The sequence below is a fragment of the Brevibacillus sp. YAE8 genome, from assembly GCF_057543335.1.
Map to the genome: position 1 here is coordinate 89,828 of NZ_BAAIYG010000004.1, position 26,318 is coordinate 116,145.

General features: G+C 53.2%; 24 protein-coding genes and 1 pseudogene. 7 read left to right on the forward strand and 18 right to left on the reverse strand.

Translation table 11 applies throughout. The features are described from left to right. Positions 1-14: 14 nt before the first annotated feature. From AC27IT_RS08280 to AC27IT_RS08300, 5 genes are all read right to left on the reverse strand, one after another. Complete coding sequence (locus AC27IT_RS08280; protein WP_487091726.1) at positions 15-1,202, reverse strand: HEAT repeat domain-containing protein; 1,188 nt, start codon at positions 1,200-1,202, stop codon at positions 15-17. Between the two features lie 25 nt (positions 1,203-1,227). Further along, positions 1,228-3,468 carry a hypothetical protein gene (locus tag AC27IT_RS08285; protein ID WP_197187258.1) on the reverse strand — a complete coding sequence of 747 codons (2,241 nt, stop codon included), beginning with the start codon at positions 3,466-3,468 and terminating at the stop codon, positions 1,228-1,230. A 754-nt stretch (positions 3,469-4,222) separates the two neighbouring features. Continuing rightward, a complete protein-coding gene (locus tag AC27IT_RS08290) occupies positions 4,223-4,780 on the reverse strand; it encodes a peroxiredoxin (protein WP_005831441.1) in 558 nt (185 codons plus the stop codon). A 70-nt stretch (positions 4,781-4,850) separates the two neighbouring features. Continuing rightward, positions 4,851-5,099, reverse strand: coding sequence for a glutaredoxin family protein (locus AC27IT_RS08295; protein WP_005831442.1), 249 nt, complete (start codon positions 5,097-5,099; stop codon positions 4,851-4,853). 30 nt (positions 5,100-5,129) lie between these two features. Beyond that, entirely contained in the window at positions 5,130-6,053 is a 924-nt protein-coding gene (locus AC27IT_RS08300) for an NAD(P)/FAD-dependent oxidoreductase (RefSeq protein ID WP_005831444.1), read from the reverse strand. A gap of 365 nt (positions 6,054-6,418) precedes the next feature. Here AC27IT_RS08300 and nhaC point away from each other — a divergent pair, with 365 nt between their 5' ends. Continuing rightward, on the forward strand, positions 6,419-7,789 hold the full coding sequence (gene nhaC, locus AC27IT_RS08305; RefSeq protein ID WP_283858836.1) for a Na+/H+ antiporter NhaC: 1,371 nt from the start codon (positions 6,419-6,421) through the stop codon (positions 7,787-7,789). Here nhaC and AC27IT_RS08310 read toward each other — a convergent pair. The 10 genes from AC27IT_RS08310 to AC27IT_RS08355 form a co-directional block, all read right to left on the reverse strand. Then, positions 7,786-9,000, reverse strand: a complete 1,215-nt coding sequence (locus AC27IT_RS08310) for a sensor domain-containing diguanylate cyclase (protein ID WP_007782758.1) — start codon at positions 8,998-9,000, stop codon at positions 7,786-7,788. The two genes, nhaC and AC27IT_RS08310, sit on opposite strands and share 4 nt — an antisense overlap. Before the next feature lie 27 nt (positions 9,001-9,027). Continuing rightward, positions 9,028-9,354 carry a DUF3870 domain-containing protein gene (locus AC27IT_RS08315; protein ID WP_005831450.1) on the reverse strand — a complete coding sequence of 109 codons (327 nt, stop codon included), beginning with the start codon at positions 9,352-9,354 and terminating at the stop codon, positions 9,028-9,030. Between the two features lie 33 nt (positions 9,355-9,387). After that, positions 9,388-10,800, reverse strand: a complete 1,413-nt coding sequence (locus AC27IT_RS08320; protein ID WP_283858835.1) for a PAS domain-containing sensor histidine kinase — start codon at positions 10,798-10,800, stop codon at positions 9,388-9,390. A 173-nt stretch (positions 10,801-10,973) separates the two neighbouring features. Continuing rightward, positions 10,974-11,876, reverse strand: a complete 903-nt coding sequence (gene murQ / locus AC27IT_RS08325) for an N-acetylmuramic acid 6-phosphate etherase (RefSeq protein ID WP_005828070.1) — start codon at positions 11,874-11,876, stop codon at positions 10,974-10,976. Positions 11,877-11,884: 8 nt separating this feature from the next. Next, positions 11,885-12,859, reverse strand: a complete 975-nt coding sequence (locus AC27IT_RS08330; RefSeq protein WP_283858834.1) for an N-acetylglucosamine kinase — start codon at positions 12,857-12,859, stop codon at positions 11,885-11,887. After that, positions 12,846-13,670, reverse strand: coding sequence for a carbohydrate ABC transporter permease (locus AC27IT_RS08335; RefSeq protein WP_025846788.1), 825 nt, complete (start codon positions 13,668-13,670; stop codon positions 12,846-12,848). Before AC27IT_RS08335 ends, AC27IT_RS08330 begins: the two co-directional genes overlap by 14 nt. 60 nt (positions 13,671-13,730) lie before the next feature. Then, positions 13,731-14,720, reverse strand: a complete 990-nt coding sequence (locus AC27IT_RS08340) for a carbohydrate ABC transporter permease (protein ID WP_025846786.1) — start codon at positions 14,718-14,720, stop codon at positions 13,731-13,733. A 26-nt stretch (positions 14,721-14,746) separates the two neighbouring features. After that, positions 14,747-16,045: an ABC transporter substrate-binding protein gene (locus tag AC27IT_RS08345; protein WP_005828078.1), complete on the reverse strand. Its 1,299-nt coding sequence runs from the start codon at positions 16,043-16,045 to the stop codon at positions 14,747-14,749. A 57-nt stretch (positions 16,046-16,102) separates the two neighbouring features. Further along, a complete protein-coding gene (locus tag AC27IT_RS08350; RefSeq protein ID WP_487091727.1) occupies positions 16,103-17,140 on the reverse strand; it encodes a serine hydrolase domain-containing protein in 1,038 nt (345 codons plus the stop codon). Positions 17,141-17,161: 21 nt separating this feature from the next. Then, on the reverse strand, positions 17,162-18,019 hold the full coding sequence (locus tag AC27IT_RS08355; protein WP_035423134.1) for a MurR/RpiR family transcriptional regulator: 858 nt from the start codon (positions 18,017-18,019) through the stop codon (positions 17,162-17,164). Between the two features lie 209 nt (positions 18,020-18,228). On the opposite strand from AC27IT_RS08355, the gene AC27IT_RS08360 reads away from it, so the two are divergent. After that, a complete protein-coding gene (locus AC27IT_RS08360; RefSeq protein ID WP_238503933.1) occupies positions 18,229-19,521 on the forward strand; it encodes an amidohydrolase in 1,293 nt (430 codons plus the stop codon). A gap of 19 nt (positions 19,522-19,540) precedes the next feature. On the opposite strand, the gene AC27IT_RS08365 is transcribed toward AC27IT_RS08360, so the two are convergent. The 3 genes from AC27IT_RS08365 to AC27IT_RS08375 form a co-directional block, all read right to left on the reverse strand. Then, positions 19,541-19,999 (reverse strand): TspO/MBR family protein, encoded by a 459-nt coding sequence (locus AC27IT_RS08365; RefSeq protein ID WP_005828088.1) that lies wholly within the window; start codon positions 19,997-19,999, stop codon positions 19,541-19,543. Positions 20,000-20,249: 250 nt separating this feature from the next. Continuing rightward, positions 20,250-20,945 (reverse strand): metal-dependent hydrolase, encoded by a 696-nt coding sequence (locus tag AC27IT_RS08370; protein WP_005828090.1) that lies wholly within the window; start codon positions 20,943-20,945, stop codon positions 20,250-20,252. Positions 20,946-21,114: 169 nt separating this feature from the next. Then, on the reverse strand, positions 21,115-21,309 hold the full coding sequence (locus AC27IT_RS08375) for a hypothetical protein (RefSeq protein ID WP_005828092.1): 195 nt from the start codon (positions 21,307-21,309) through the stop codon (positions 21,115-21,117). Between the two features lie 286 nt (positions 21,310-21,595). On the opposite strand from AC27IT_RS08375, the gene AC27IT_RS08380 reads away from it, so the two are divergent. The 5 genes and pseudogenes from AC27IT_RS08380 (at position 21,596) to AC27IT_RS08400 (ending at position 26,218) form a co-directional block, all read left to right on the forward strand. After that, positions 21,596-22,192, forward strand: coding sequence for a MerR family transcriptional regulator (locus AC27IT_RS08380; RefSeq protein ID WP_283858833.1), 597 nt, complete (start codon positions 21,596-21,598; stop codon positions 22,190-22,192). A 427-nt stretch (positions 22,193-22,619) separates the two neighbouring features. Continuing rightward, complete coding sequence (locus tag AC27IT_RS08385; protein WP_327945107.1) at positions 22,620-23,612, forward strand: hypothetical protein; 993 nt, start codon at positions 22,620-22,622, stop codon at positions 23,610-23,612. A gap of 53 nt (positions 23,613-23,665) precedes the next feature. Further along, complete coding sequence (locus AC27IT_RS08390) at positions 23,666-24,607, forward strand: S8 family peptidase (protein ID WP_141333635.1); 942 nt, start codon at positions 23,666-23,668, stop codon at positions 24,605-24,607. A 4-nt stretch (positions 24,608-24,611) separates the two neighbouring features. Further along, on the forward strand, positions 24,612-25,247 hold the full coding sequence (locus tag AC27IT_RS08395; RefSeq protein ID WP_005837212.1) for a hypothetical protein: 636 nt from the start codon (positions 24,612-24,614) through the stop codon (positions 25,245-25,247). Positions 25,248-25,397: 150 nt separating this feature from the next. Then, positions 25,398-26,218, forward strand: a pseudogene (locus tag AC27IT_RS08400) (IS256 family transposase). Positions 26,219-26,318 lie beyond the last annotated feature (100 nt).

Here is a 26,318-nt window from a genome sequence, read left to right on the forward strand (position 1 = left end):
TGGCCTCCTTTCTTCTAGCCTTCCATCACCTGAACCGTAGAGATCGTTTTTTTGTACGACTTGCGGTACAGATGCAGCTTTTCGTTGTACGCCAGTTGCTGTTCTGTGCTGCTTTCTTGCTCCAGACGAAGCTTTTCTTTTTCCAGCTCCTCCAAAATAATTTGGTGCGCCATGTCGACTTTGTGGCCGAAGCGCTCTTCCCGCAAAATCTCGCACAGCTTCGCAAAGCCTTCTGTGTGCATCTGTGCCAGACTGCGCGCACTGTGATGGCGCACCCACCAGTTGCTGTCCCCGACCGCTTTTTTCAGCGCGGGAATGTAGGCGGCCAGTTGCAAGGCCCCGATTGCTTTGGCGATCAGTGCGCGTATTTCCCAGTCTTTGTGGTTCAGGAAATCTTTGACCGTCTGTTCGCTTAAATACCTGACGTCGCGGCACATGAGCTTCACGGCCTTGATGCGCACTTCTTTGTCCGGCGACATGACCAGCTTGGGCAAAGCCGGCTCCAGGCCAGTCTGCGCGTGCACTGAGAAGCCGATCAGTCCGATTTTGACCAGCTCCGGGTCTTTGTCGCGGATAAACTCGGTAAACAGCGAATCGGTATCCAGTTGGGAGTCGCTAATCATGTCGACGATGAGCTGGTGGACGTTTTTCTTCGCCCGGACGACGAACTCTGCCATCTGCCGCAGATCACCGTTGTCTCGGGCGCATTTGGCAATCGCCCGGGCAACGATGAACAGGCTCGGATCATTGGCGCTACTCTTTTGCAAAAGAGCGAGCAAATCCGGTGCGGCCTGCCGGGAGCGCATGACTCCCAGGTTGTAGGCGGCGTCGACTCGCGTCCATTTCCAGCCGCTTTTCAGCCGTTCGAGATCGAGGGCGACCAGCCCCATATCTTCGCACAGCCGGATCAGCTTTTCCCGGTGGACGCCAGTAAAGCGCTCCAACAGCTCAAACAGCTTTTTCTGGATCAGTTGCTTTTCTTTTTGCGTCGGGTCGCCATAAGGCACTTTCAGGCGTTCTTCCTCTTCGCTATAGGCCTGCAAGTAGACGAAGTAGTCGCGGTATTTTTCCTGGCAGCGCCGCGCCTGTTTTTCTGCCGATATGTTCCGCAGCTTCAGTGCGAACAACGCAAGCAAGCCCAGTACGGTCAACCCGCATAGTGCGTACACGAAGACAATTGCCATCGCCAATGGTGTTTGCACGTTTGCCACTCTCCTATCCAACCTTTTACGGTTGCGCTTTGTCTTTGTCTGCCACAGGGGCAACTATCTCTTTGAATGCTTGCTGGATGATGGCATAGCTCTGTTTCTTCCGCTCGTGATAGCCGACCTGCTCCCAGGCTGGCCACGAATAGAGCGGAAGCTGTGTCACCGGATAAGGAGAAGGCCATTCAGTTTTGCCGACGATGCTTTTCGTCGCGCGGTCTGCGAGAACCGGCAGCAGGCGAATCCCTTTTGTCGTGTTCGTCGCAAAGTTCTTGCCTTCATCCTGGTAGCTCATCACCGTAAGCGAGCTCGGGTCGGTAAAGCCAAGCAGCATCCACGGCACTCTCAGCTCGACCACATCGCCTTTTGCCTGCCACGCTGTGCGCGAGTCGTATTGCGGGTCTGCGGCATCCGTCGTTCCTCTATGCAACTTGCCGACCACGACTTCTTCCAGCGGGTAGTATTTTTTGCTGTCCGGCGGCTCCATTTCCAGCCCGACCGCGAGCTTCCACGGCTTGAAAATGCCGGAGTCGTCTTGCTGCTCCTCGGCTTTCACCTCAAGCAAGCCGTACCGTTTGCCGTAGAGGCGCGTGTGAAAATCGTAGTTGGCCGCAATCTGGATTTGGCTTTCCTCCGGTTTTCCCAGCTCGATCAGCGTCTCCAGCCCTTCGTCGAGCGTAAGGCCGGGCAACTGTGCCGCGTGTTTGTTGCCGCCCGGAGTCGTGTCCACGCCCAGGTAGAGCTTTTCTTTTTCCGGGTCAAACGCATGCGCAAGCTTGGCGAGCACGTACACGTAGCCTTCGTCGTGCGTCATCCAGATTTCGTCGATGCCGGGGACGCGGATGTCGAGGCGCTGTTTTTCCTCCGGCTTGAGCTGATCCCAGTCGGCGCGGTCGCCGTCGATCGCGAGCACGCCTTCTTTGTTCGGGTACATCCCCAGTACGCCAAACAGCGACTCGTTCGTCAGCACGTTGATCCAGAAGGAGCGGCGGTCTTCGGGAAGCTCGAAGCGCATCGTGTTCCACGTTTTTTTAAACCATTCGTCCTGCCAGACGAACAGGATGCCGCCCGCGTAGCCCTCCTGGTGAATCTCGCGCAACAGCGCTGCGTCGATCTCTCCCTGCTGCCGCTCGGAATGCCCGCCCTGATTGCGTCCGAGATTGCCGAAGTGGGCGACTCCGATGGATGCCGGAACGCCAAACTCCGTCACCATGATCGGCATGTTTTTGTGATGCTCCTTCAAAAGCCGCAAGTACGCTTTGTACGAATCGACCTGCCCGTCGTCATTTTTCACCTGCTGCAAGGCCGGATCGTAGCGAAACAAATCCGGGTAGTACGGATACACGTGATAGGAAGCGAAGTAGCCTGCCTCCCAGTTTTTCGGCTGGATATGGGTCGGATCGACACTGACGAGATCCTCGTGATACAGCGGTTCGCCCGGATGGGACAGCGGATCGGTAGTCACCCAATTGGTAAACGTCATCGGGTGCTGCCAGCCGTACTTGCTCTCTTCCGTTGCGACGGTGTCGACCATTTCCGCGAGCCACGTCTCAAAGGCGGTCGCCTCTGCCGTCGCCTGGAAATGCTTGCCCTGATACGGCGGCAGCTTTTGGTGCAGGCGGTTGGTGTTTTGCACCATCACAGGGTCCCACTCGGTGCCTGTATGCCAGCCGATCAAGTACTTGCCCGCATTGGCGCGGTATGTACCGCTCGCTTTTCCTGATTTTTCAGGCAAAGTGACTTCCCCGTACACAGCGCCGACTGCGTCTTTGATCTCTGCCCGAAACTGTTCGCGAATCTCGGGCAAGTACGCGTCTTTCTTTTCGATCAAAAGTTCCTCCGGGCTCCAGATGCCTTGCATCAAGTAGAGCGGATCTCCTTCTTTATGGCGGTTGTATTCCACAAGCGCCTCGTAAAAGACAGGAGGATGAATGGTATATACGCGGATGACGTTCGCTCCCATCTCGTCGATCATGGCGAACCAGCGCAAGTAATCGTCTTTGGTAATAGGCAGCTCGCCAGGAAAATGACCCGGCAGCGACGCGCCCAGATTGACGCCTTTGGCAAAGAACGGCTGCCATTTCTCATTGCGGAACACTTCGATCTGCTCGCCTGACGTCCGAAATTTCATCTGAACGCCAGCCGTCGTCTCCATGCTCTCGACCCGGTCCGCGTCCCAAAACCACCAGATGGCGCTTGCCCCTGCCAGCATCAAGGCAGTGAGGCTCGCCCAACGCCAGCGTCTATTCTTTTTTGGTTCCAATTCCCGTCAACCTCCGATATGTTACCGCGAGCTTTCTTTTCAACGGAAACGGCCAAGGCCGTTTTGTCGACCGCAGGCGGTCACATCTCCTTTTATGCTCCTTTTATGAAAAGCGCCGAGGTGTTTTCGCACGTCGAGACGTTTCTCACAGATTCAGAAAAACGATGCCGACGCGCGGCTTCTACGTCAGCGGGCGGTTACCGGCTTTCTCTCGCCCAAACGTCACTGTCATTGTAAACATAGGGGGCAAACCGTTCCCATAGACGAAATTCACTAATGTCTGTTTTACGGTTTTGTCATGAAACTGTAATGGAGAGGCAGATTCGCCCCCATCGTCCTACATATTTTGGTGCGAAGTCCTGCAACCCGCCCCTCCATCCGGCCCATCATTTTTTGACAATTAGGTACATGTGCTTGAAGCTTTCATTTTGCGAATGCCCTGAAAAATGGTAGGTTGCTACTATTTGGAAATCGCACAAATTTGCCAATATCGTTTTTTCTTTACACAAAAAATACAGGAAATTGGATGGAAAAGCGGTTTCGGGACGGAGAATGGCCCGGATGCTGCGTGAAGCGGGACTGTGGCTCTATCACGAGTATCCGGGTTTTTTAAAAGGAAAAGCGCCTCGGTCGGACTCAAGGCGCGGGGCTCCGATTTTTTTACCATAAACAAAAAAGACAATCCCCCGCCTCCATGAGACGGCGGGATTGCCTTTTCCCCTCTTGCTCGTTGATGAAATTGTGTTCAATGAGATTACAAAGTTTTCATTCCTGGCTTCCAGTTTGCAGGGCACAGGCCGCCTGCCTGGAGAGCTTGCAGGACGCGGAGTGTTTCGTCTACGCTGCGGCCCACGTTCATGTCTGTTACGACCTGGTAGCGCAGGATGCCGTCCGGGTCGATGATGAACAGGCCGCGATGGGCTGCGCCGGTTACTTCGTCGAGGACGCCGTAAGCGCGGGCGGTTTCTTTTGTGAAGTCGCTTGCCAGCGGGAAGTTGACTTCGCCAATGCCGTTCTGGTCGCGCGGCGTTTTGATCCAGGCGCGGTGTGTGTGCACGCTGTCGGTGGACACGCCCAGCACTTCGCAATCGAGATCTTCAAATTCGTCCATGTTGTCGCTGAAGGAAGTCACTTCCGTCGGGCACACGAAGGTGAAGTCGAACGGCCAGAAGAACAGGATCAGCCATTTGCCTTTGTAGTCAGCGAGCGTCACGCGCTCGTTCAACGTCTCCATGTTTTTGGTTGTGAGCATGTTGAAGTCCGGTGCCGGTTTTCCTACTTGAAGCTGTACAGTTTGTTGTTGGGTGGTCATACGTAATCGCTCCTTTTGCGGTGTCTTGGATTTGGTCAGTGACAAAACGGGCTGCTGCCGAGGCGACAGGTTACTGTGCCGTTTCTTCCAGGGAAGCCAGTACTTTTTTGATGCGGTTCGGGTTGAAGCCCAAAATTTTCTTTTCGCCGATGACGGTCAACGGTACCGACATCACGCCGAGGCGGCTCAGCTCTTGCGCAAATTCTTCCTTTTCGTCGATGTTGCGCTCTTCAAAAGAAATGTTTTGTTCCGTCAAATACGTTTTCAGTTGCTTGCAGAAACCGCAGTTTGTGCTGGAATAAACGATTGCTTGTACCATGTATCCATCTCTCCTTTTATGTTGGGGGAATTATTTGTATTGGGGAACCACTTTGGAACGTTTGTGAATGTACTTGTCCACGGCCATCGCCGCAATCGCACCGTCTGCCGCTGCCACGACGGCTTGCTTGACCGGGGTTTTGCGCACCTCTCCGGCTCCGAACACGCCTGGAACAGAAGACTGCATGTATTCGTCGAGGATCATGAAGCCCTCGTCATCGAGCGGAACCTGGCCGTCGAGAAAATCCGTCCCCGGCTTGCTGCCGGACAGGAAGACGAACACGCCGTCTACGGAAAGCACTTCCTCGTCGCCTGCCGCATTGCGGATGCGCAAACCTTCTACTGTATTCGTGCCGACGATCTCCAGTGGGCGGGTGCGGTACAGGATGTCTGTTTTCGGCAGCTCCGGCACCTCCTCCACGCCTTGCAGATCGGCGCGCGGCACCAAAAACGTAATTTTGCCCGCAAACTTGGTCAGCGCATGGGCTTCCTCCAGCGCTTCCTCCGTATCGCCAATCACGGCGACATGCTTGCCTTCATAAAACGCTCCGTCGCACGTCGCACATGTGCTGACGCCGCGTCCGAGCAGAGCTTCCTCTCCTGGCAGCATGCGGTTGCGCCCTTTTGAGCCAGTCGCCACGATGACCGCTTTTGCTTCAAACGTGCCGTGCGCGGTAAAAATGCTTTTGACTTCGTCCTCGACATCGACGGCTGAAATCGTCGTCTGTATAAACTCGGCACCGAAGCTCTCCGCCTGCCTGCGCATTTTGTCGAGCAGTTCTTTTCCCGTCAGTTCGCCTTCCACGCCAGGGTAGTTGGCGATTTTATGTGTCAGGGCAAGCGCACCTGTGCCTGGCGCCTTATCGATCACCAGCGTTTTCAGATTCCCCCTGGCTGTATATATCGCAGCGGATGTACCAGCCGGGCCGCCGCCGATTATGATTACATCGTACATGAATGGCTCCCCCTTTCTTTCTCTCAATTTATAATTATTATTAACTAGGAACAGTTCTCATTTTACTAGATATCAAGTAAAAGTCAATATCTTTTTATAATAATTTTAAATAAGTAATTTTTATCGGCTGATATGCCAGTCAAACGTATAGCGGACGAAAATGTGCTACTACTCCGTATTATTTTGCGATTCCGAATACAAGCGAACACGTTGACGAATCAAACCATTCAGGATAAAGTACGCCTATCACTGGAACGCACAAAAGCGAAAAAGCAACAAAGCCAAAAAGCGCGAAAGCATGAAAGCCCACGTCTCTTTGCTTGCTGCTCGCTCGCGTTAGCCTGATTTTGCAAGGAGTTGCCATCATGAACAAATCTATTTCATTTTCGCAAAGTATTTGGGTGCTTTTGGCGATCTTCGGCATCCTGTTTCCTGCCTTGTTCTGGGGCAAAGTAGAGCCACACATGCCGCTTTTTGCCGCCACGATTGCGGCGGCCACGCTCCTGCGGCTGTTCGGGGTGCCGTGGAAGCGGATGGAAGAAGGGCTGGTCAAAGGCATCCAGACCGCCATCGCCCCGATGCTGATCCTCTGTCTGATCGGGATGTTGATCGGGGTCTGGATGATGAGCGGAACGGTTCCGATGATCTTGCACCTTGGCATCTCGCTGATCTCGCCGGAGTACTTTACGATCAGCGCCCTCTTTTTGACCGTGATCGTCTCGAGCGTCACCGGCAGCACGTTTACGACGATCAGCACGATCGGCGTAGCGATGATGGGCGTCTCGACCGCACTCGGGCTCGACCCGCTGATGACAGCCGGGGCGATTATTTGCGGCGCCTGCTTCGGGGATAAAATGTCCCCGCTGTCAGACACGACCAACTTTGCGGCTGCGATTGCCAACGTCTCTTTGATGAATCACATCAAATTCATGTCGCACACCGCGATTCCCGGCCTGCTGATTACGGCGATTTTCTTCGCCGTTCAGGGACAGTCCGCTGACGTAAGCCTGGAGGCGATCCAGGAAATCCAGACGGTGCTTGCGCAGCATTTTTCCCTGGGAATCATGACGCTTTTGCCTGCTGCCGTCGTGCTCGTCTGTTCTGCCTTGCGCAAGCCGATTTTGCCGACCCTCGTCTTCGGGATCTTGAGCGGAGTCGCGACTGCTGCTCTCGTGCAAGGCGTTCACTCCCCGGTCGAATGGATGAACGTCATGCAAAACGGCTTCGCCAGCGAAATCGCCAACGAAGCCGTTGCTTCTATCGTGAACAGGGGCGGGCTGTTGTCCATGACCTGGTCACTTGCCCTCATTCTCATCGCCCTGTCTCTCGGTGGTATTTTGCAGTACAGCGGTGTGTTCGAAGCCTTGTTTGCAGGCTTGATCCAGCGCATCCAAAAAGCAGCAGGCATGGTCGGACTGGCCGGCTCGTCGTCCATCCTCGTCAACCTTTTGACAGGCGAACAGTACTTGTCGATCCTGCTTCCGGGGCAAATGTTCCACGACGCCTTTGTCAAACAAGGGATCGAAGGCAGACGGCTTTCCCGTACGCTCGAAGACTGCGGGACGCTCGTCAACCCGCTCATTCCTTGGGGCGTCAGCGGGGCCTTTTTCACCTCAACGTTGCACGTGGCGACAATCGACTACTTGCCGTATGTAATCTACCTGTGGATTTCGCCGCTGTTGACTTTCCTGTTTGCTCTGCGGCAGCCAAAAGTCACAGTCGAAACTAGACACTAGCCTGTCGCATACACGGTCGTACAATTTTTCCCTCTGCGCTTGGAGCGGTACAGCGCCTCGTCTGCTGCCCGCTTCAAGCCGTCTGCCGTGTCGCTGTCGTCGGGAAAACGCGCGATGCCGACGCTGACCGCGATCGGGATGCAGCAATTGTCCTGCAATAATGGGTGCATGCGCAAAAAGTCGCGGATCGCCCGCACCTTTTCCTCCGCTTCCTTCATCGTCGCCTTCGGGCAGAGCAGCATGAACTCGTCCCCCGCATAGCGGTAGGCCGTATTTTCTCGCCCTGCCACGGCTTTCATCGCCTCGGCGATTCTTCTAATCAGCTCATCTCCCGCGTGATGTCCGAAATGGTCGTTCACCAGTTTCAAACTGTCCGAATCGAGCATAATCAACGCCACCGGGGAGCTTTCTTCTCCCAGCAGCTTTTCCAGATCGCGGTGGAACGCCCGGTAGTTGGCAAGTCCCGTCAGTTCATCCTGAAAAGACATCTGGTACATCCGCTCGTACAGACGCGCCGTCTCGATCGCGCTCGCCACCTGGAAGCCGATGATCTTCAAAAGCTCCTCGTGCTCCTTTTTGTAGGCAAACTCGCGATAGGACTGTGCCGAAATGACGCCTTTGATCTGATTCCCCAGCATCAGCGGCACAAAAATACAGGTGTTCGTGTCGATCTCCGGGCTGCCCCAGCGAATCATTTCCGGCTCGCTCGGCTCGTCCTTCATCGTCCGAATGTGGATCGTTTGCCGGGTCTCAATCACCTTGGAGATCATCGCCTGGCCGTACGGAACCGTAATCGGCCCGTAGTTGATGCCGTTGTCGATGCTGATCGGGATTCTGATCTCGCTGTCGCCCTCGTCAAAAAACGCGATGAAAAAGGCGTCGGCGCGCATCACGCGGGAGACCAGCTCAAAAGCCTTCCACAAAATCTTGTCTTCCTCAAACGTCTTCGCAAAAATATGGCTCAAGTCGTGCAAAATTTTCATGTGCTCCGACATCCACATCATTTCGGATACCTTGTCCCGCAGCTCGCTGATTTTTTTCAGCAGCTCCTTGTGCCGCATCCCGTCTTCTGCTGCCAACACCTCGTCAATCTCGCGGGCTACCGTCTCGATCTCTTCCTGATCCACGGCGTCAACACGGCTGAGCCAGCCGCTGTAACGCTCCAGCAGATGTCTTGCGTACGCTTCTCTTACGGCGTTGTTTTCATGCATGTACAACCCTCCGGCTATTGGGTAGGCTTACGCTTTTTTCTCGTGATAACGATCGACAGCCGCACGAATGGCCTGCAAAACAGCTCCCTGGCCGGGGGCGAGAAAACGCTCCTGGATCGTCTGCGCAATCTCCTGCATCCCCCCTGCCACTGACTTGCCCACGAGCAGACTGACCAGAAACTCGCTCGTCTTGTCCATCACAAAGGTAAAACTGGCATCGCATATGACGCCGTCATCGGCATCAATGATGAGCACACAGCCCACCATCGTCGACACCTCGTACAGCGTCGTCCCTTTGGGGATTTGGGCAAATCCCGCTGTCAGCACTGTGTTTTTGTTTTTCCACTCAGCCATCTGCATGTCCTCCCCTTCGCCATTCGCCCCGCTCTAGCTGATGACGGGCAAACATACCTCCACTGTCGTTCCGATTCCTGGAGTGCTCATCAGCCGTAATGTTCCTCGATGGTTTTCGATGATTCTGCGGCTGACCATCAGGCCGAGGCCGGTTCCCGTCTCCTTCGTGGTGAAGAAAGCCTCTCCCAGCCGGGCAAGCTGCTCCGCCGGGATGCCTACCCCGTTGTCCTCAAAGCGGATGACCACCTTGTCGCCCTCGCACCATAGCCGGATGACGATTTCCCCACTGCCTGATGTAGCCTCGATACCGTTTTTCAAAAAGTTGATGAACGCTTGCTTCAACTGGTTTTCATCGCAGTGAACCATAGGCAACGGCGATTCAAACGCGACCTGGATCGTCACTTTTTGCAAAATCGCCTCTGTTTCCAATAACGTTACCACATGGGTGATGAGATTGGTCAAGTCGTGCACCTCAAAGGCAGACGCGTGCGGCTTCGCCAGCACCAACAGCTCGCTGACGATCATCTCGATCCGCGCCAGCTCCGAGCTCATGATGGAAAAGTACTCCGGCTTGCGCATGCCGTCCTTTTGCATCAGTTGGATAAAGCCTTTCAACGAAGTCAGCGGATTGCGTATCTCATGGGCAATCCCCGCCGCCAACTGTCCCACCAGCGCCAGTTTTTCCGAGTTTTGCAAAAATTCATGCACCCTTTTGCGCTCTGTCATATCGCGTATCAATATGTAATGGCGTAGCTTGTCCTGAATGACCACAGATGTGCCGCAAACCTCCACATCCGTTCGCGTGCCGTCCAGGCGAATCAGCTCCACCTCAATCGGCGAGGTCGTCTCTCCCCGCTCCAGCCGCTTTTGCAGCTCGTGAATCAAAGGCATGTCGCGCGGGTGGAAAAAGGAAGTGAACGGATAGGGCAAAAGCTCCTCATACCCTCGTGCTCCCATGAGCCTGATTCCGGATTGGTTGACGTACTTCAGCTCTCCTTTTTCGTAGATAAAGGCCGCCTCCAGCGAGAGATCCAGCACCTTGCACGATTGGGCCTCCCTGCTGTCGGCCACGGCTTGCGACAGCTTTTGCACCATCGCGTAATAGCCAATCGTGGCACCTTCCGCAAAAAATGCGCCATACGTAATATGGACAGGTACCGGCGGACCAGCCTTGTGAGCGAAAACCGTGCAAAATGGCATCGGCTCCCCGTTTACTGCGCATTGCGTCTGACGGCGCACTGTCTCCTGCTCCTCCGCGATGGCAAGCTTCCAAAACGGGTAGCCCTCCCACTCTTCTGCTGCGTAGCCTGTCAGCGCTTCGCAGGCGGGATTGCCTCTGCAAACGCTTCCTGATTGATCCAGCCAAAAAGCCGCTTGCACCATTTGCTCGAAGAAGGAGCGATAGAGAAGACTGCTCCTGCACTCATTATCCAACAGGTCTTTCATTGTGCCCCTCCCCTCCTGGGACGAGAAAACGGCTACTCCGCCTAGCGGAAATAGCCTTAACCGTTCTCAAATGCTATTCATACCCAATTTTACCCTATTCTTTTTGCCGTTTCCATCCCCTGGGTTTGTGAAATGTATATAAATCTTCTTTTATAGGATAGAGGGGAGCATTCTTACCCGTGCTCAATCGCGGCCCTGACCTTATTGCCTGCACGCGCCAGCCGCTCTGCCGCTTCCTTTGCCGCCAAGCCTGTCTTTTGCATGACGATCGCCACTCGCACATCGCCTGCCGCTTCCCCGAGCAATCGGTCCGCTTCCTCGTACGACGCTCCCGTCACTTGCATGACAATATGCTTCGCGCGCTCCCGCAACTTCTGGTTCGTCGCCTGCACGTTCACCATCAAATTCCCGTACACTTTGCCAAGCTGCACCATGCTCGCAGTCGTCAGCATGTTCAGCACCATCTTCGTCGCGCTGCCTGCCTTGAGCCGGGTAGAGCCGGTGACGACCTCCGGACCGACTTCGATGTTGATCGCGATGTCGGCGCTTTTGCTGCTGTCCGGGTCTGGATTGCAGGAAAGCGCTATCGTTGCAGCCTGCCGCGCCCTCGCCTCTTCCAGCGCTCCCAGCACATAAGGCGTCCGCCCGCTGGCCGCGATCCCCACGACGACATCGCCCTGCCCGACTCCCGCCTCGCGCACATCCTGCCGCCCCAGCTCGTGCGAGTCTTCGGCCCCTTCGATGGCTTCTGTCATCGCTTGCGCTCCGCCGGCAATGATTCCGCGCACGACGGAAGCATCCGTGCCAAAAGTCGGCGGGCATTCAGCGGCGTCCAGCACCCCAAGCCGCCCGCTCGTACCGGCTCCGAAGTAAAACAGCCGTCCGCCGCCCGACAGCGCCTGCACGATCTGCTCGACAGCTTCGGCGACTTGCGGCAGCACCCGCTTGATGGCGACCGCTACCTTGTGATCTTCCTCGTTCATCAGCGTGACGATTTCCAGCGCCGTCATCTGATCCAGCCGCTCGCTGGCCGGATTGCGCATTTCCGTCTGAAGCTGGTGCAGGTTTTCGTCCATGTTGGGCTTCACCTCTTTTCCAAGGCTGTACCGCTTTTTCGCAGCTTCTCTGCCGCTTTTTCGTCCAGGCGGTGGCCTGTGCCTGTGATCGCCGCTGCCAGAGAACCGATCACAGGCGGCACGTCCGGGATGACCGTCGAAAACGAAGCTTTATCCATCACTCGCTGTCTGACCAGCGTGTCGGTGGCAAGCAGCCCTCCCGCGAGCACGACAGGCAGTGCTTCCTGCGTCTTTTCCAGGCATGCCTGCGCCAACTCGAGCAGATCGTCCGCCGCTTCTGCAATCAGTCTGCACGCGAGGCTGTCTTGCTGCCGTGCCGCCTGCTCCACCAGCTCGCTCGCCCCGGCCAGGCGCATGCGCGGATTGCTGGCCCCGTAGATCACGCCGATCAGCTCATCCGGGCTTGCCACCTGGTAATGGGCAAGAAACAGCCCGGTCAAGGCAGTCGGCTCTCCGCGACCGTCATATGCGCGCAAAACCGCCATGGCCGCCTTTTTTCCGAGATCGTAGCCGCTGCCTTCATCGCCAAGCAAATAGCCCCAACCGCCTACGCGGTGCCTCGCCCCTCCGCTTGTCAGCGCACACGCAATCGAGCCTGTACCGGAGATGAGCACAATCCCCGGCTGCCCCCACGTCCCGGAGTAGAGCGCAGGAACCGCATCGTTGTCCACGCGCAGCCGCTCCTGCCACACCTCTGCAAACGAAGCGTGCAGCTTTTCCCGAATCGCCGGGCGATCAGCGCCGCCCAGACCGATGAACAGCCCCGCCACCTCTTCCGCTCTCGCTCCCGCCTGCTCGCACGCAGTCGCAACGAGCTGTTGCAGCGTCGCCTCCACCTGTGCCCACGGCCGCGACAGCGGATTGGATGACTCCCCTGCCACGATCGCCCACACTTGCCCTTGCCCGTCGCAGATGGCGGCTTTTGTCTTCGTCCCCCCTCCATCTATCCCGATAAACCATTTTTTCCCGTCATTTAACTGCACCTGCGGTCAACCCCTCCATGAACTGTCTGGACGCCAGCAAAAACACGACGATCATTGGCAGCGCAGACAACGTCAGCCCGGCAAAAAGCAGGCTCCAATCTGTTTCGTACTCCCCGAACAATACCATCATCCCCACCGGAATCGTCTTCAGCGCGTCTTCCTGAATGAAGATCAGCGGGAAAAAGAAGTCGTTCCAGGCGTGAATGAAGTTGATGATGACAACCGTCGCGAGCGCGGGCCGGATCAGCGGCAAGAGCACGCGCCAAAACACCTGAAAGTGGCTGCAGCCATCAATCCGCGCCGCCTCCTCCAGTTCTACAGGAAGCGTGCGGAAAAACCCCGTCAAAATAAACACCGAGATCGGAATCCCGCTCGCCGTGTAGATCAGGATCAGCGACCAGAGCGAATTGAGCAGCCCGAAATTTTTCATCAGCAAAAACAAAGGCACAATCCCCAGCTTGATCGGAATCATCAGCCCGATGATGAAAAAGAAGTACAGCGCCCCTGTCCAGCGATACGAAAAGCGCGACAAGTAAAAGGCAGCCATCGCGGAAAAGACCGTAATCATCAGCACCGACATCCCGCTGACCAATACGCTGTTCAGCAAAAAGTCGGCAAACGGCACCGCTTCCCACAGCTTCCGGTACGTCGCAAAGCCAAACGACTGCGGCAGCGACAACGGACTGGCGAAAATCTCCCTGTTCGTTTTAAACGAGGAAAGAATCATTAACACGATCGGATAGAGCGACACCAATGCAAACATATACGCGGCCACATACGAAACCGCCCTGCCCGCTACGCTCGTTTTCACCTGCATCCCCCCTTCCCGTTCCGGTTCAGCCCCAGCCTGCTCGCGGGTCCGCTTCATCGCTCAATGCTGGACTTCGCGCTTGCGCATCAAGTACAGCGAGACAGCCGACACGGACGCGACGATGAAAAACAGCACGACAGCCAATGCGGAGCCGAGTCCGACAGCCAAGTCTCCCGCGCCGCCCGCACTGGAAAACGCCATGCGATAAAAGTAGACCGCGAGCGTATCCGTCGAGCGAAACGGCTCGCCCATCGAGCCTTGCATCGCGTACACCAGCTCAAACGCTTCGAACGCCTGGATAAAGGTGAAGATCGTCATGATCGTAATCGCCGGCATGCACAGCGGCAGGATGATTTTCCACAACAACCGCAAGCCCCGCGCCCCGTCCAGCCTGGCTGCCTCGATCAGCTCTTCCGGAATCGCCTGCAATCCGGCCAAAAAGATCAGCATGGCAAAGCCGATGCCAAACCAGCAGTTAATCAAAATAATCGCAATCAGCGCCGTATCCGGATCGCCCAGCCACGGTCTGGCCCACTCCTGCAGTCCTACCTCGGCCAACAGCGTGTTCAGCGCTCCGTAATTCGGATTGAGGATTAATTTCCACAAAAAACCAATCACAATCACAGACAGCAGCCGCGGCATGAAGTAAGCGATTTTCAAAAAGGCCGAGCCGCGAATTTTGCGGTAGATGAGAAAGGCGAGGCCGAACGCAATCCCGTTTTGCACGATCATTTCGATGACAAAGTAGGAGACGTTGTGCCCGAAGGCGTTCCAGAACATCTCGTTGAACGGCTCCACCGTAAACAGCGTGACAAAATTTTTCAGCCCGACAAACACTCCCCGCTTGATGCCCTGCCAGTCGTACAAGCTGTACAAAAAAGCGCTAAGAATCGGGTACAGGACAAACAGCGTGTACACAATCAAGGCGGGCAAGGGAAACAGGTGGATCAGCCAGCGCGCCCGCCCCTTCGGTCGAATCGTATGCCTGTTCCTCGTGCCGATGATCTCCACCCCCTTTTGGCTTTCGCGGACGGGAGGGCTACGGTTCATCCGCTCCCGCCAACGATCATCACTGCCTACTTTTTAAACGGAGGGAACCAGGTGGCGGCGGACTTCTGTACTTCCCCCGCGACCTGTTCGGGCGTGAGCTTGCCCAAGTACATGCCTTGCAGGGCGTTTTCCAGCGTTTGCTTCGTTGTCGGCTGTCCTTCGGCGAAGTGCACGACCATCAGGTAAGGCGTCGAGCTTGTTTGCGACAGCTCCGCCATTTTGTTTACGAGCGGATCGTCTGTCGACACTCCCGGCACTGCGCTGATACGCTTGAACTGGTTGGCGAACAGCTCGCCGAACTTTTTGGTCGCCATAAACTCCATGAATTTCAACGCTTCCTGCTTATGCTTCGACTTGGCGTTGACGGCATACGAACCATCCACCCATGTCGTCAGGACAGACTGCCCGTTGTTGGTCGGCATCGGGAAAAAATCTAGCTGCAGATCGGGGTTCAGCTTTTTCAGCCCTTCCAGCTCAAAGCTGCCGTTGATGAACATCGCCGCCTTTTCCGTCGCGAACAAGGTGCGCATGTCGTTCAATTCGAGCCCCACATAATTTTCCGGGAAATAAGGAATCAGTTCCTGCATGCGTGTAACCGATTGGAGAAACTCGGAACTTTGCAGATTGCTTTCGCCTTTGAGCAGCTTGTCGAGATAGTCGCCGCCGCTGTAGCTCGCCGGAGCGATCACGCCGTGGCTCAACGAAAGCAGCCAGCCTTCCTTCGCGCCAAACGAAATCGGCGTGATGCCTTTTTCCTTCAACGCCTTGGCTGTCGCTATCAATTCGTCCCAGCTCTTTGGCTCTGTCAGGCCGTTTTGCTCGAAAATTTTCTTGTTGTAGTAAAACTGCGTGGAATTTAAGGAGAGCGGAACGCCGTAGACTTTGCCGTCTTTGCCTGTCGCCGCTGCGAGGACGTCTTTGGGGAAGGAGGAGATGCCTGGCACATTGTCCAGCGACTCCAGATAGCCTGCTTCCGCCAGGGAAATACCCGGAGCATACGGACGCAGTTGCAGGATGTCCGGTCCGCTGTCGCTTTGCAGCGCGGTGTTGAGGATGGTGTTGTACTCGGTTGCCTTGAACGGCTTGAACTCGATCTTGATGTTCGGGTTCTCGGCCTCAAACGCTTTGATAATCGCCTTGTAGCCCTCTGTGTCCTCGACCCGCCAACTGTGCATGGACAGCGTCACCTGCTGTCCGCCGCCCTCATTGCCACCAGGCTGGGTGCCCGGCGCGGTTTGCTCCCCTCCACCTGAACTGCAGCCGACCAGTGCCATGGCTGCTACCAAAAAGACAGACGCCGCCCTTCGAAAACGGAAATGCTTCATCCAGAACCCTCCCCCTTTTTCTTCGAAGCGATCATACACGTGCTCTCGCTTTATCAGTCAGACCGTTTGCAGCGCGGTCGTGACAGCGTTGTGCAGGATGGGCCGCAATTGCCGAAGCTGATGATTGCGCCCGAGGTGAACGGCATTGGTGAGAAAAATGACGGCAAGCTCCCGGACCGGGTCGATCCAGATGCTGGTCCCGGTGAACCCCGTATGTCCGTAGCTCGCGGGATGAAAATGATCGCCGCAACTGAGCGTAGTTCCTGCCTGGTTCAGCTCCCAGCCGAAACCGCGGCTTTCGCCCGCTTGCCCGGCGTGGTTGCGCACCGCCAGCTCGCGCCAATGCTCCGCAAGCAAGGGCGGTTCGTTGTACAGCCAGCTTTGCGCGTACAGGCACAAGTCGTCCGCAGTCGCAAACAGCCCGGCGTGCCCCGCGACTCCGCCCATGGCAAACGCTTTTTCATCATGGACTTTCCCGCAGATGTACGCGCTTGTGAACGAGCAATATTCCGTTTGCGCAATATTCAGAAAACGTTCTCCGTCGGGACAGTAGCAAGTGTGCGCCATCCCCAATGGGGCAAAAACCCGCTGTGCGACAAACGCATCCAGCGGCTGTCCTGCCACTCGCTCGATGAGCAGGCCGAGCCAGATCATTCCCAGATCGCTGTAGACGACTCGCTCGCCCGGCTTTTGCAGCAACTGCTGCCGATACAACAGCTCAGGCAGCACGATCTCGCTATCCCGCCTGCGCGTCTCTAAATCTGCCGGCAGTCCGGACGTGTGCGCGAGCAACTGCCCGATCGTGATCGCGGCTTTATCGGGCGGACAATCCGGAAAAAATGCGCCGATCCGGTCATCGGGGGCGAGCAGCCCCTCCTGCATCAAGAGCAGGAGCGCGGGCAATGTCGCTGTCACCTTTGTCAGCGAGGCCAAGTCAAACAAAGTGTCTTTCGTGATCGGCTGGCCGTCGGCGATACTCGTAGCTCCCGCATCGAGCGAGTAGCAGACACGCCCCTCGCGGACGACGCGCAGGGCAGCTCCCGGCAGCAGTCGCTCGCCGATCCAGCCTTGCAACAGTTTTTCGAGCGACTCCATGTTTCCCCCTCCGCCTTTTCGTCAATTGGATGAGCGTTTTGTCCGGCTGACAGCCAGCCGCGTTTTTTCCAGCAACGGAATCACATCATCCTGCTTTCTGCTGACCATCGTGATGAACAAAATATCAATCACATTGAGCTGCGCAATCCGGGAAGCCATCGCCCCGCTGCGGATGCTTTTTTCCACGGAGCTGGTAAACAGCCGGATATGAGCCAAATCCGCGACAGGCGAAGGCCCGAATTTGGTCAGCGAAATGACCGTGGCGCCCTGCTGTCTCGCCTCTGTCAGCGACTGGATGATATCCTCGGTTTGCCCCGAATAGGAAATGCCGATGACGACGTCTTTTTCCGACAGGTTGACAGCCGAGGTCAGTTGCGCGTGAAAATCGGAGTAAGCCTCGCACCACAGGTTGATGCGGGAAAACTTTTGCCTGATGTCGTCGGCAATGACCGCGGAGGCTCCTACTCCGTACACATCTATTTTTCTCGCTGTGGACAGCGCATCGACGGCTCTGTTCACTTCTTCGCTGGACAGGACCGAGAGTGTGTCCTGAATCGACTGAATGTTGTTCCAGCTCACCGCCTGCATGATCGACTCGGTCGTGCCCTCCATCATGATTTCCTGATAGCTCGTGGGCGCCGTCTGTTTGTTCAAGTCGCCCGCAATCCGCAGCTTCAGCTCCTGATAGCCCTTCATATTCAGCGAACGAGCCAGGCGAATAATCGTCGCCTCCGATACTCCGCTCAGCTCGGACAGCTTTTGCACCGACAGCTTCACCACATCTTCCGGGTGAGCCAGTATATACTCGGCCACCTTGCGTTCGGATGGCTTCAATTCGTCCAAAATCGCCTGCAGGCTGACAAGTCCTCCGTTTAACATATGCGCCACCGCTCTCTTCCTTCGTATCTTATCACCATTTTATGTAGTATTATTTCTTGAGTCAATTGTTATCTAATAAACAATATTACAGAATCCGGCGAATCAGCACTGCTTTGCTTCTCTTTTTCGAGACAAATTTCCCTCTTGACTCTGCCGCCGCGTGAAGCTTTACGCTTGCAACCGAACAGAAATCCAAGGAGGATGGTTGCATGAACACGTTACTGATTAAAGGGTGCCATATCTTGACGATGGTGGAAAAAGAACGGCCGTGGGTCGGGGACATTTTGATTGCGGACGGGCGGATTGCGAAGCTCGCACCCGTGATTGAAGCGTCTGCCAGCACCGTGCTTCCGGCCAAAGACATGGTCGCCATGCCTGGCCTTGTCAACGCCCACAATCATGCGAGCATGTCGCTGTTGCGAGCTTTTTCCGACGACCTGAAGCTGATGGATTGGCTGGACAAAAAGATGCTGCCAGCGGAAGCGCGGATGACGCCAGAGGACGTTTACTGGGGAACGATGCTCGGGATTGCGGAAATGATCGCCTCTGGCACGACGGCTTTTGCCGACATGTACGTGCACATGGACGCTGTAGCCGAAGCCGTGCGGGACAGCGGAATCAGAGCTTCCCTGACGCGCGGCCTGATCTTTTTGCAGGATGACGGCGGACGGCGCATGACCGAAGCGCTCGATCTGATCGACAGATGGTCCGGTGCGGCAGACGGCAGAATCACCACCATGCTCGGGCCGCACGCGCCTTATACGTGCCCGCCGCAGCCGCTGAAAGAGGTCGTCGATCTCGCCAGAAGCCGCCGGATTCCGCTGCACATCCACCTGGCCGAAACCCGCGAGGAAGTGGAAAAAATCCGCGAGAAATACGACCAGACGCCGACCGAGTATTTGCAGGAGCTGGGGACTTTTCACGAAAATCACGTCCTGCTCGCCCACGCTGTCCACTTGAGCCTAGAGGACATCGGCCGTTTGCGCGGCATGCGAGGCGGCGTCGCGCACAACCCTGTGAGCAATCTGAAGCTCGGCTGCGGAATCGCTCCTGTCGCGGAGCTGCTCGCCCAAGGCGTCACGGTCGGCCTGGGCACCGACGGAGCAGGCAGCGCCACGACGCTCGACATGTTTGCGGAAATCAAGGCGGCGTCCTGGATGCAAAAGCTGCACTATGGCGATCCGACCGTGCTGCCAGCCGAGCAAGTTTTGCGCATGGCGACGATCGAGAGCGCCAGACTGCTCGGGATCGACCACGAGGTGGGCACACTTGCGACAGGCAAACGCGCCGATCTCATCCTGCTCGATCTGAAAAAGCCGCACCTCGCCCCGCTGCACGACCTGCATTCGCTCGTCGCCTACAGCGCGACCGGCGCGGATGTCGATACCACGATCGTCAACGGCGAAGTTTTGATGCGCGACCGCAAGCTGCAAACCATCTCCTGGGAGGACGTGTATCGCCAAGCCACAGAGCGGGCAAAGCGGCTCGTCGCAGGGCTGTAGTCCGGCACGCTCCCAACGCTCACAGGTTCAGCACACAGAACGAAACCGCAAGATAGATGGCGAACACGCTCCATTGCAAATACGGGATCAACAAGGAGGAGGCGATCTTGTCCAGCGGCCGAATCGCCCGGATCAGCACCCAGGTCGAGTACAGGATGAGGATCGTGTCGACGGCGGCCAAAAACGGCAATTGCAGCCTGTAAAACAACAGCGTAAACAACTGATGAAAAAACCAGTTTATTCCGTACAGAAGCAAAAGCTCCCGATTCATTTGCTTGCGGCGAACAGCAATGACGACAGATACAGCAATGAGCACATGCAAAATAAACCAGACGATCTTGAGCACATGGTCGGGCGGCGTGCCTTCAGGCTTGGTCAGCGACTCGTACCAGGCCCCGCCCCCCGGAAAGGCGAGGCTCGCCAATGAATAAAGGACGATCACCGAGAAAAACAGCAGCGTATGGTGCAAAGTGCTCATCGAGACTTTCCTCTCCTTTTTGCCAGGCTCTCTTCCCTATGTTTCTATATCTATGAGCGTCGCTACCATTTTCATGCCGCTTTTTCAGAGATTGGCCTGTCTCTTTTTATAGAAGACAGGAAAAGAAAAACCGCCTGTCCCGTTTTTTCGGACAAGCGGTTTTTTGGCAAAAGGCGGTTTGCTCTCGGCTGCGGGCTGGTAGACTTGCGGGCTTGTAGCTTGCAGTCTTACAGGCTCGCAGTCTTGCAGACTACGGCAGGCGCAAAACCTCGCCTGGTTTCAGTGCCTTGCCTCTGATATCTTTTTCGGCCAAAGTCGCGACAAACGCGTCTCCGTCCTGTTTGATCGGCGGGAACGTATCGTAGTGAATCGGCACGACGTAGTCGGCGGCGATCCACTCGGCGGCGATCACCGCATCCTCCGGCCCCATCGTGAATACATCCCCAATCGGCAAAAACGCCAAGTCGATATCATGGCGATCTCCAATCAGCTTCATGTCGCCGAACAGCCCTGTATCTCCCGCGTGGTAGATCGTTTTGCCGCCCAGCTCGATCACAAAGCCGCCTGGCATCCCCATGTAGACGATCTGCTGCTTGTCATCCAGCACGACGCCGGAGCTGTGGAACGCCTGTGTCATTTTCACTTTTCCAAAAGGCAGTGTCACAGAGCCGCCCAGGTTCATCGAAACGGTTTTGACGCCTTGCCAGTCAAGGTATGTAGCCAGCTCATGCGTCGCGACGATGGTCGCGTCATTTGCCTTTGCCAGCTCGACTGCGTCGAGAATATGGTCCTGGTGTCCGTGCGTCAGCAGGATGTACTGGACTTGGATGTCCGCAAGCGTCGTTTTTGCCAGCGGATTTCCCGAAATAAACGGGTCAATCATGATCGAATGCCCTTCACTGGTCAACTGCACGGAAGAATGTCCGTGAAACCGGATTTCCAACATGGTATCCCCTGCCCTCTCTCATCATTGGTTTGTTCCTCTACCATGTTACCATGCGCAGGGGCGGGAATAAAATCCATCTGCACACTCCGGCAAAAAGAAAGGAAGAGGCTGCCGATCGCTCGACAGCCTGAGGAACAACTCATTTCTGTTAACTAGACGGTATGGCAGCTTAGCAGTCGTGGTCGTGTTCCGTAACGGCAATAATTTTAGAATCACGAATGATGGTGCGGCGATGGTTGTCGTGTTCGCGCAGGATGATAGTGCTGGATTTTACCTCGATCAGCTTGCCGAAAAAGTTGCAATTCACAGTCTCAACCTTTACGTTTTTCCCTTCGAATCGTCTCACCTGGTCTCTGAATGCCATGGTCAATCCCTCCTTCTGTAAGCATCCTATGTACGTTTGGCATAGCCCTACTGAGCAAATGCACAGACAAACAGAAAATGTACTTGTACCCGTCCGTCATTCGTCTAGTTTGCGGCGTGCAGCGCCACAACGGCGAGTTTTGTCGGCAGATGACAGAGCGCGGACAATCACCGGCGCAAAATTCGAACGGTGCAGGAAATTGTCGCACGATTGCAAAAGGAAATTCTTTTGCCGCACAGAATGGGTAAAAAACGGATGAAAAGCACGTACGGCAGGAGGGATAAGCATGGGAGACGTCATTGAGCTTGTCGCCAGGGAACGGACCTACAGCGGCAGGGAAGTCGCCGAAATGCTCGGGATCGGGGCGAGCACATTGCGCAAGTGGAGCATGCTGCTCGAGCAGCACGGCTATTGGTTCCTGCGGGACAATCAAAACCGGCGCGAATACCGCCAGATGGATGTGTCCTGCCTGACCCGCTTTTACGAGCTGACCAAGGACCAGCTCATTCCCCAGGAAGAAGCCGCGCTAATGATCGTCAGCCAAAACTACACGGGAGCGGGAGCGGCTCACAGAGAGACGGCTGTTGCTCTCGCCCCTGTTGCTCATCCCGTCGCAACAGAAGACACTCTCGAAGCATTGGACGCCATCGACGAAAAGCTGCACGCCCTGGCGCTGCACGTGAAGCAGCAGGATGAGAACCAGCAGGCGCTGCTCGCGCGCCTGGAAAAGCAGGAGGCGTATATCCGCAGCAGCCTCAAGGAGCGCGACCGCCGCCTGACCAAAGCGATGAGCGACATCATGGACGCCAAAGTCCAGTTGGCCAAGCTCAAGGACGCCGAGCGGAAAATGTCTATTTGGCATAAGCTGTTTCGGCTGAGCTAAGTGTAATGGCAGGAAGCGGCTTGGCAAGCTGGCGGAGGCGGTTTCTGCGGTTTCGTATGTTCGTTCGTGAGGCCGATGCAAAAACACTCTGACTCGCCTCGGTGCGCGAGGGCGGTAGAGTGTTTTTTGTTTTGGGTGTGTAATTTGATACGATCACTGTCGAAATTCGCATATTCGTGCGATGGTGACTACCTAGGAAAAGCGATTCAGTAGTGAGTGAATGCTATCCGCATTAGTTAAGAAAAACTATTTAGTAGATAGCTAAATTATCTTATGAGGTTTTTTTATAAAAATTGACATTTAAAACAAATGAATGTATAGTTTACAATTATTAGAAATTGGCCAAGGAGGGGAAATGCTACTACAAATGCCATTGGTATAGATTGTTTTTTTATTTAATCAAAACTATTTGGAGGTAATTTGTACAATGTTTAAAAAAATAGCCGTTGGTATTTTAATACCAGCATTACTTTTATCTGTATCTTCACCAATATATGCCACTGAAAAACAAAGTAATTACAAAAAGTTAATTAATGAAGGATTATCAGTTGAAGATGCTTTATACTATTCCGAATTACAAGCCTCGCTTGATCAACTAAAAAAGGAAAATAAGACGATTGATGTTGATTCTGTACGTAGCTTGTCGGCAGTTGAGTATACAGATGATTATATTCGGAAAAATAAAAAAGAGTTTAGGGAGAAGATTTTGCAGCAGGATCCCGTTGCAATTAAAAAGGCTACTGAAAATGCACTACAGTCTCACTTTGAAGGAAACGATTTATTAGCCAAATTAGTTAAAGAAGATATTGAGAAAAATGGAAAACCCAAAAGCTTCTACGAGATAACTTTTCCTAGCGGAGATCGCATGCAAGCAACTTTTGAAAGCGTAAAAGAAGTAGATTCTGACAGCGATCAAGTAGAAACGAACGCATCATCCCAGCCTTATGCTGGTCCATGGGGGTCAAATGTGACAACTATAGGTCAAGGAACTTTACCAAGCTCAAGTGGAAATTGGGGAACAAGCACCGATATAAAGTTCTATAATGCAGCGGGATACGCATCAAACTATCTTCAAATCAAATATACACTAGATAAAAAAAACACAAGCACTGCTGATGATGACACTGTTTCGGTCTACTATACCTACTCCACTGCCTCTTCTTCAGGTATCATGGAGGTAGTTACTCCCAATCCAAATGTCGGGCGTCCCTATGATAAAGCTTCCAAATCTTCAAATCTGTACACACAAACTTTTTCGGATGCTACTATGAAGCTTTCTGCCCAAGTAAGCGGTTCTTATAATTTTGTCGCAGGAGGTATTAGTGTTACCTTAACGCACTCGACGATTTGGCATGAGTTCAGCATCATTGAAGTCATGTATCATGGACTCCCAATTTATTATGGTGGATATAAACTGTAAAGGGGCGCTAGAAGGGGATAGTTTTTTATCCCCTCCTTTTAATTTGTGTGATTATGTCGAGAAAAAAAATAATTTATATCTTTGCGATAGGAATTACATTAATTCTTATTGCTTTAAATATTAAAATTGAAACTGATTTCAGATACCCCAATACACCAAATCTCGAAGCAATTCAAAATATGAATGGGTATCCTTTAAAAGTTAGAATTTCACAAGAAAAATTGTATGGTGTGAAAATAGCGATAATTGATAGTGGTATAGACGGGAATCAAAAGAATCTAACACTAAATGAGATTGCTTCCTCACAAAGATTCGGTGATAAATCACACGGTACAATTATTGCTAGCGTGATTGGGGCTAGGGAATGCGAAAATCTGAATTTTAATGGAATACTCCCAGGAATAACGCTGTATACCTATGATATTCATTCAGATACTTTAAATACTGAGACATTGTCTAAAGCTATAGATGAGGTTTCACACATAGGAGTTGATGTGATTAATATTAGCTTATCTACTTATAAAGACACCCCTTCCTTAAAAAACAGTGTTGAAAAAGCCGTAAATAGCGGAATCACGATCGTTGCATCCGTAGGAAACGATTCTTCTAAACAATACAGCTACCCAGCATCTTATAAAATACCTGGTGTAATCTCCGTTGGTGCTTTAGATGAAAACTTGGATGTTTGGTCGCTAAGTAACTTTAATGATACTGTTGATATTTTCGTGCCTGGAACAAAAATTTACTCAATAAATCATAAATTAAGTGGGGATAGCGTTGAAATTTTTAATGGAACATCGCTGGCTGCCCCATTGGTAACGACTTGGGTAGCTATGTTATTAGCAACAAACCCCAATTTGACACCAAAGAATATTGAAAGCATAATTCAAGAAACAGCTCGCCGCCACTTAGTAAATTGGAAGCAAAGTAGAGTAAATATTCAAATGGCAGATATTAATGGATCATTATTGAAGGCAATTAATTTCGTGGAGTGATAATATGAAACGAAGACTGATTTTTATAATCACACTTATTCTTATTAGTGGTTGTAGTAATTCAGAGGTGCTTAACAAAGAACAACCGACTCAATCGATAAACAATGTCACCTATCCAGCCGATAATCCGCCTGTAGTTGGTGAGGCTGGGAATGAAAAAAGCATAGAAGAGCCTATCTATCAGAGATTGATTAAGTACTACAATAGTAATTCTATAAGTGAATTTGAGGTTACTAACTATGCAAAAATTAGCAAGACCATTTTTTGTACGATTAACTTCAAAGTTGATAACAAACTACATTATGGGCTTGTTCAGGCTTATCCTAAAGATAAAGGGTGGGTCATTCAATCTATCAATGAAACCCCTGAAATTCCAGATTTAGCTGTAGTATTACAAATGAGTGTTGGGAAAGAACTGGTAGAAGAAAATGAAACTATAAAACAGTCGTATAGAATTTACTCAGGCTATATAAATGAGAAGCAGGTTAAAGAAATTAGAATTACTACCACAGATGATCGTATGTATGTAATCAAGATAGGTGATAATCAAAAACAGTTTCTTTATGCGTCTCCTCGTGAGGAGGTCAAAGCAAAATTCGTTGCTCTAGATCAGAACGGAAAGATTATTTACGAACAGTAATCAGTAGCACCTAAAAACAACTGAAAAGCATTCCCTATAATTAAAAGCCTTCTCTTTGAGAAAAAAACAATCTATCGGTGAAGTGGTCAAGAGAGAGCGTAAAAAGTTTTGTGTAAATGGTTAAACTTCCCAGTAAGGAGATGATCATTTATGCAAGACAAAAGAGACATGACGATCAAGGAGTTAGCGAAGGATTGCCGTACCATCGAGGACGTGCACGCCATGTTAAAGATTTGTTCCGCGACACCATTCAGCAGTTGTTTGAAGCAGAAATGGATGCTCATTTGGGCTATGCCAAACATAGTTCTGACGGCGATCACACGGGAAATAGTCGGAATGGGTATAGCAAAAAGACGTTGAAAACAAAGTTTGGCCATACAGAAATTCGGGTACCTCGTGACCGTAATGGAGAATTTGAACCTCACGTTGTGAAGAAGCATGAGACTACGGTAAATGGCTTAGAGGAGCAAATCATCGCACTCTACGCCAAAGGAATGTCCACACGAGACATTGAGGAACACATGAAGGAGTTGTATGGGATTGACGTATCTCCTGCCATGGTTAGTAAGGTGACCGACAAGATTATGCCTTTGGTAGCGGAATGGCAATGCAGACCGCTTGATCGTGTCTATCCCATCGTGTTCCTGGATGCCATTCACTTTAAAGTTCGGCAAGAAAATCGGATCATCAACAAAGCGGCCTACAGCGTTCTTGGCATTTCGATGTCGGGTCATAAGGACATTTTGGGCATTTATACAACGAACATAATCGAGGGGTATCATCGGCAACTCCGTAAGGTCACAAAGACCAAAACGGCCTATCCATCCGACGATGCTCTGCGGAAAATCATCTACCTCGCTACCGTAAATGCATCGAAGAAGTGGACGATGCCGCTTCGAAGTTGGAAAGAATGTATCTCACAACTGGCCATCCATTTTGGAGATCGATTGCAAGGCGAACTGTCCGCATAACCCAACTGTTGAGTCGGCTTGACATGGAGCCTCTGCGGGCATGATTTCTTGCGATGGGGCGATGCCAGTCAACCATGCATCGCATGGCAAACGAGCCTAT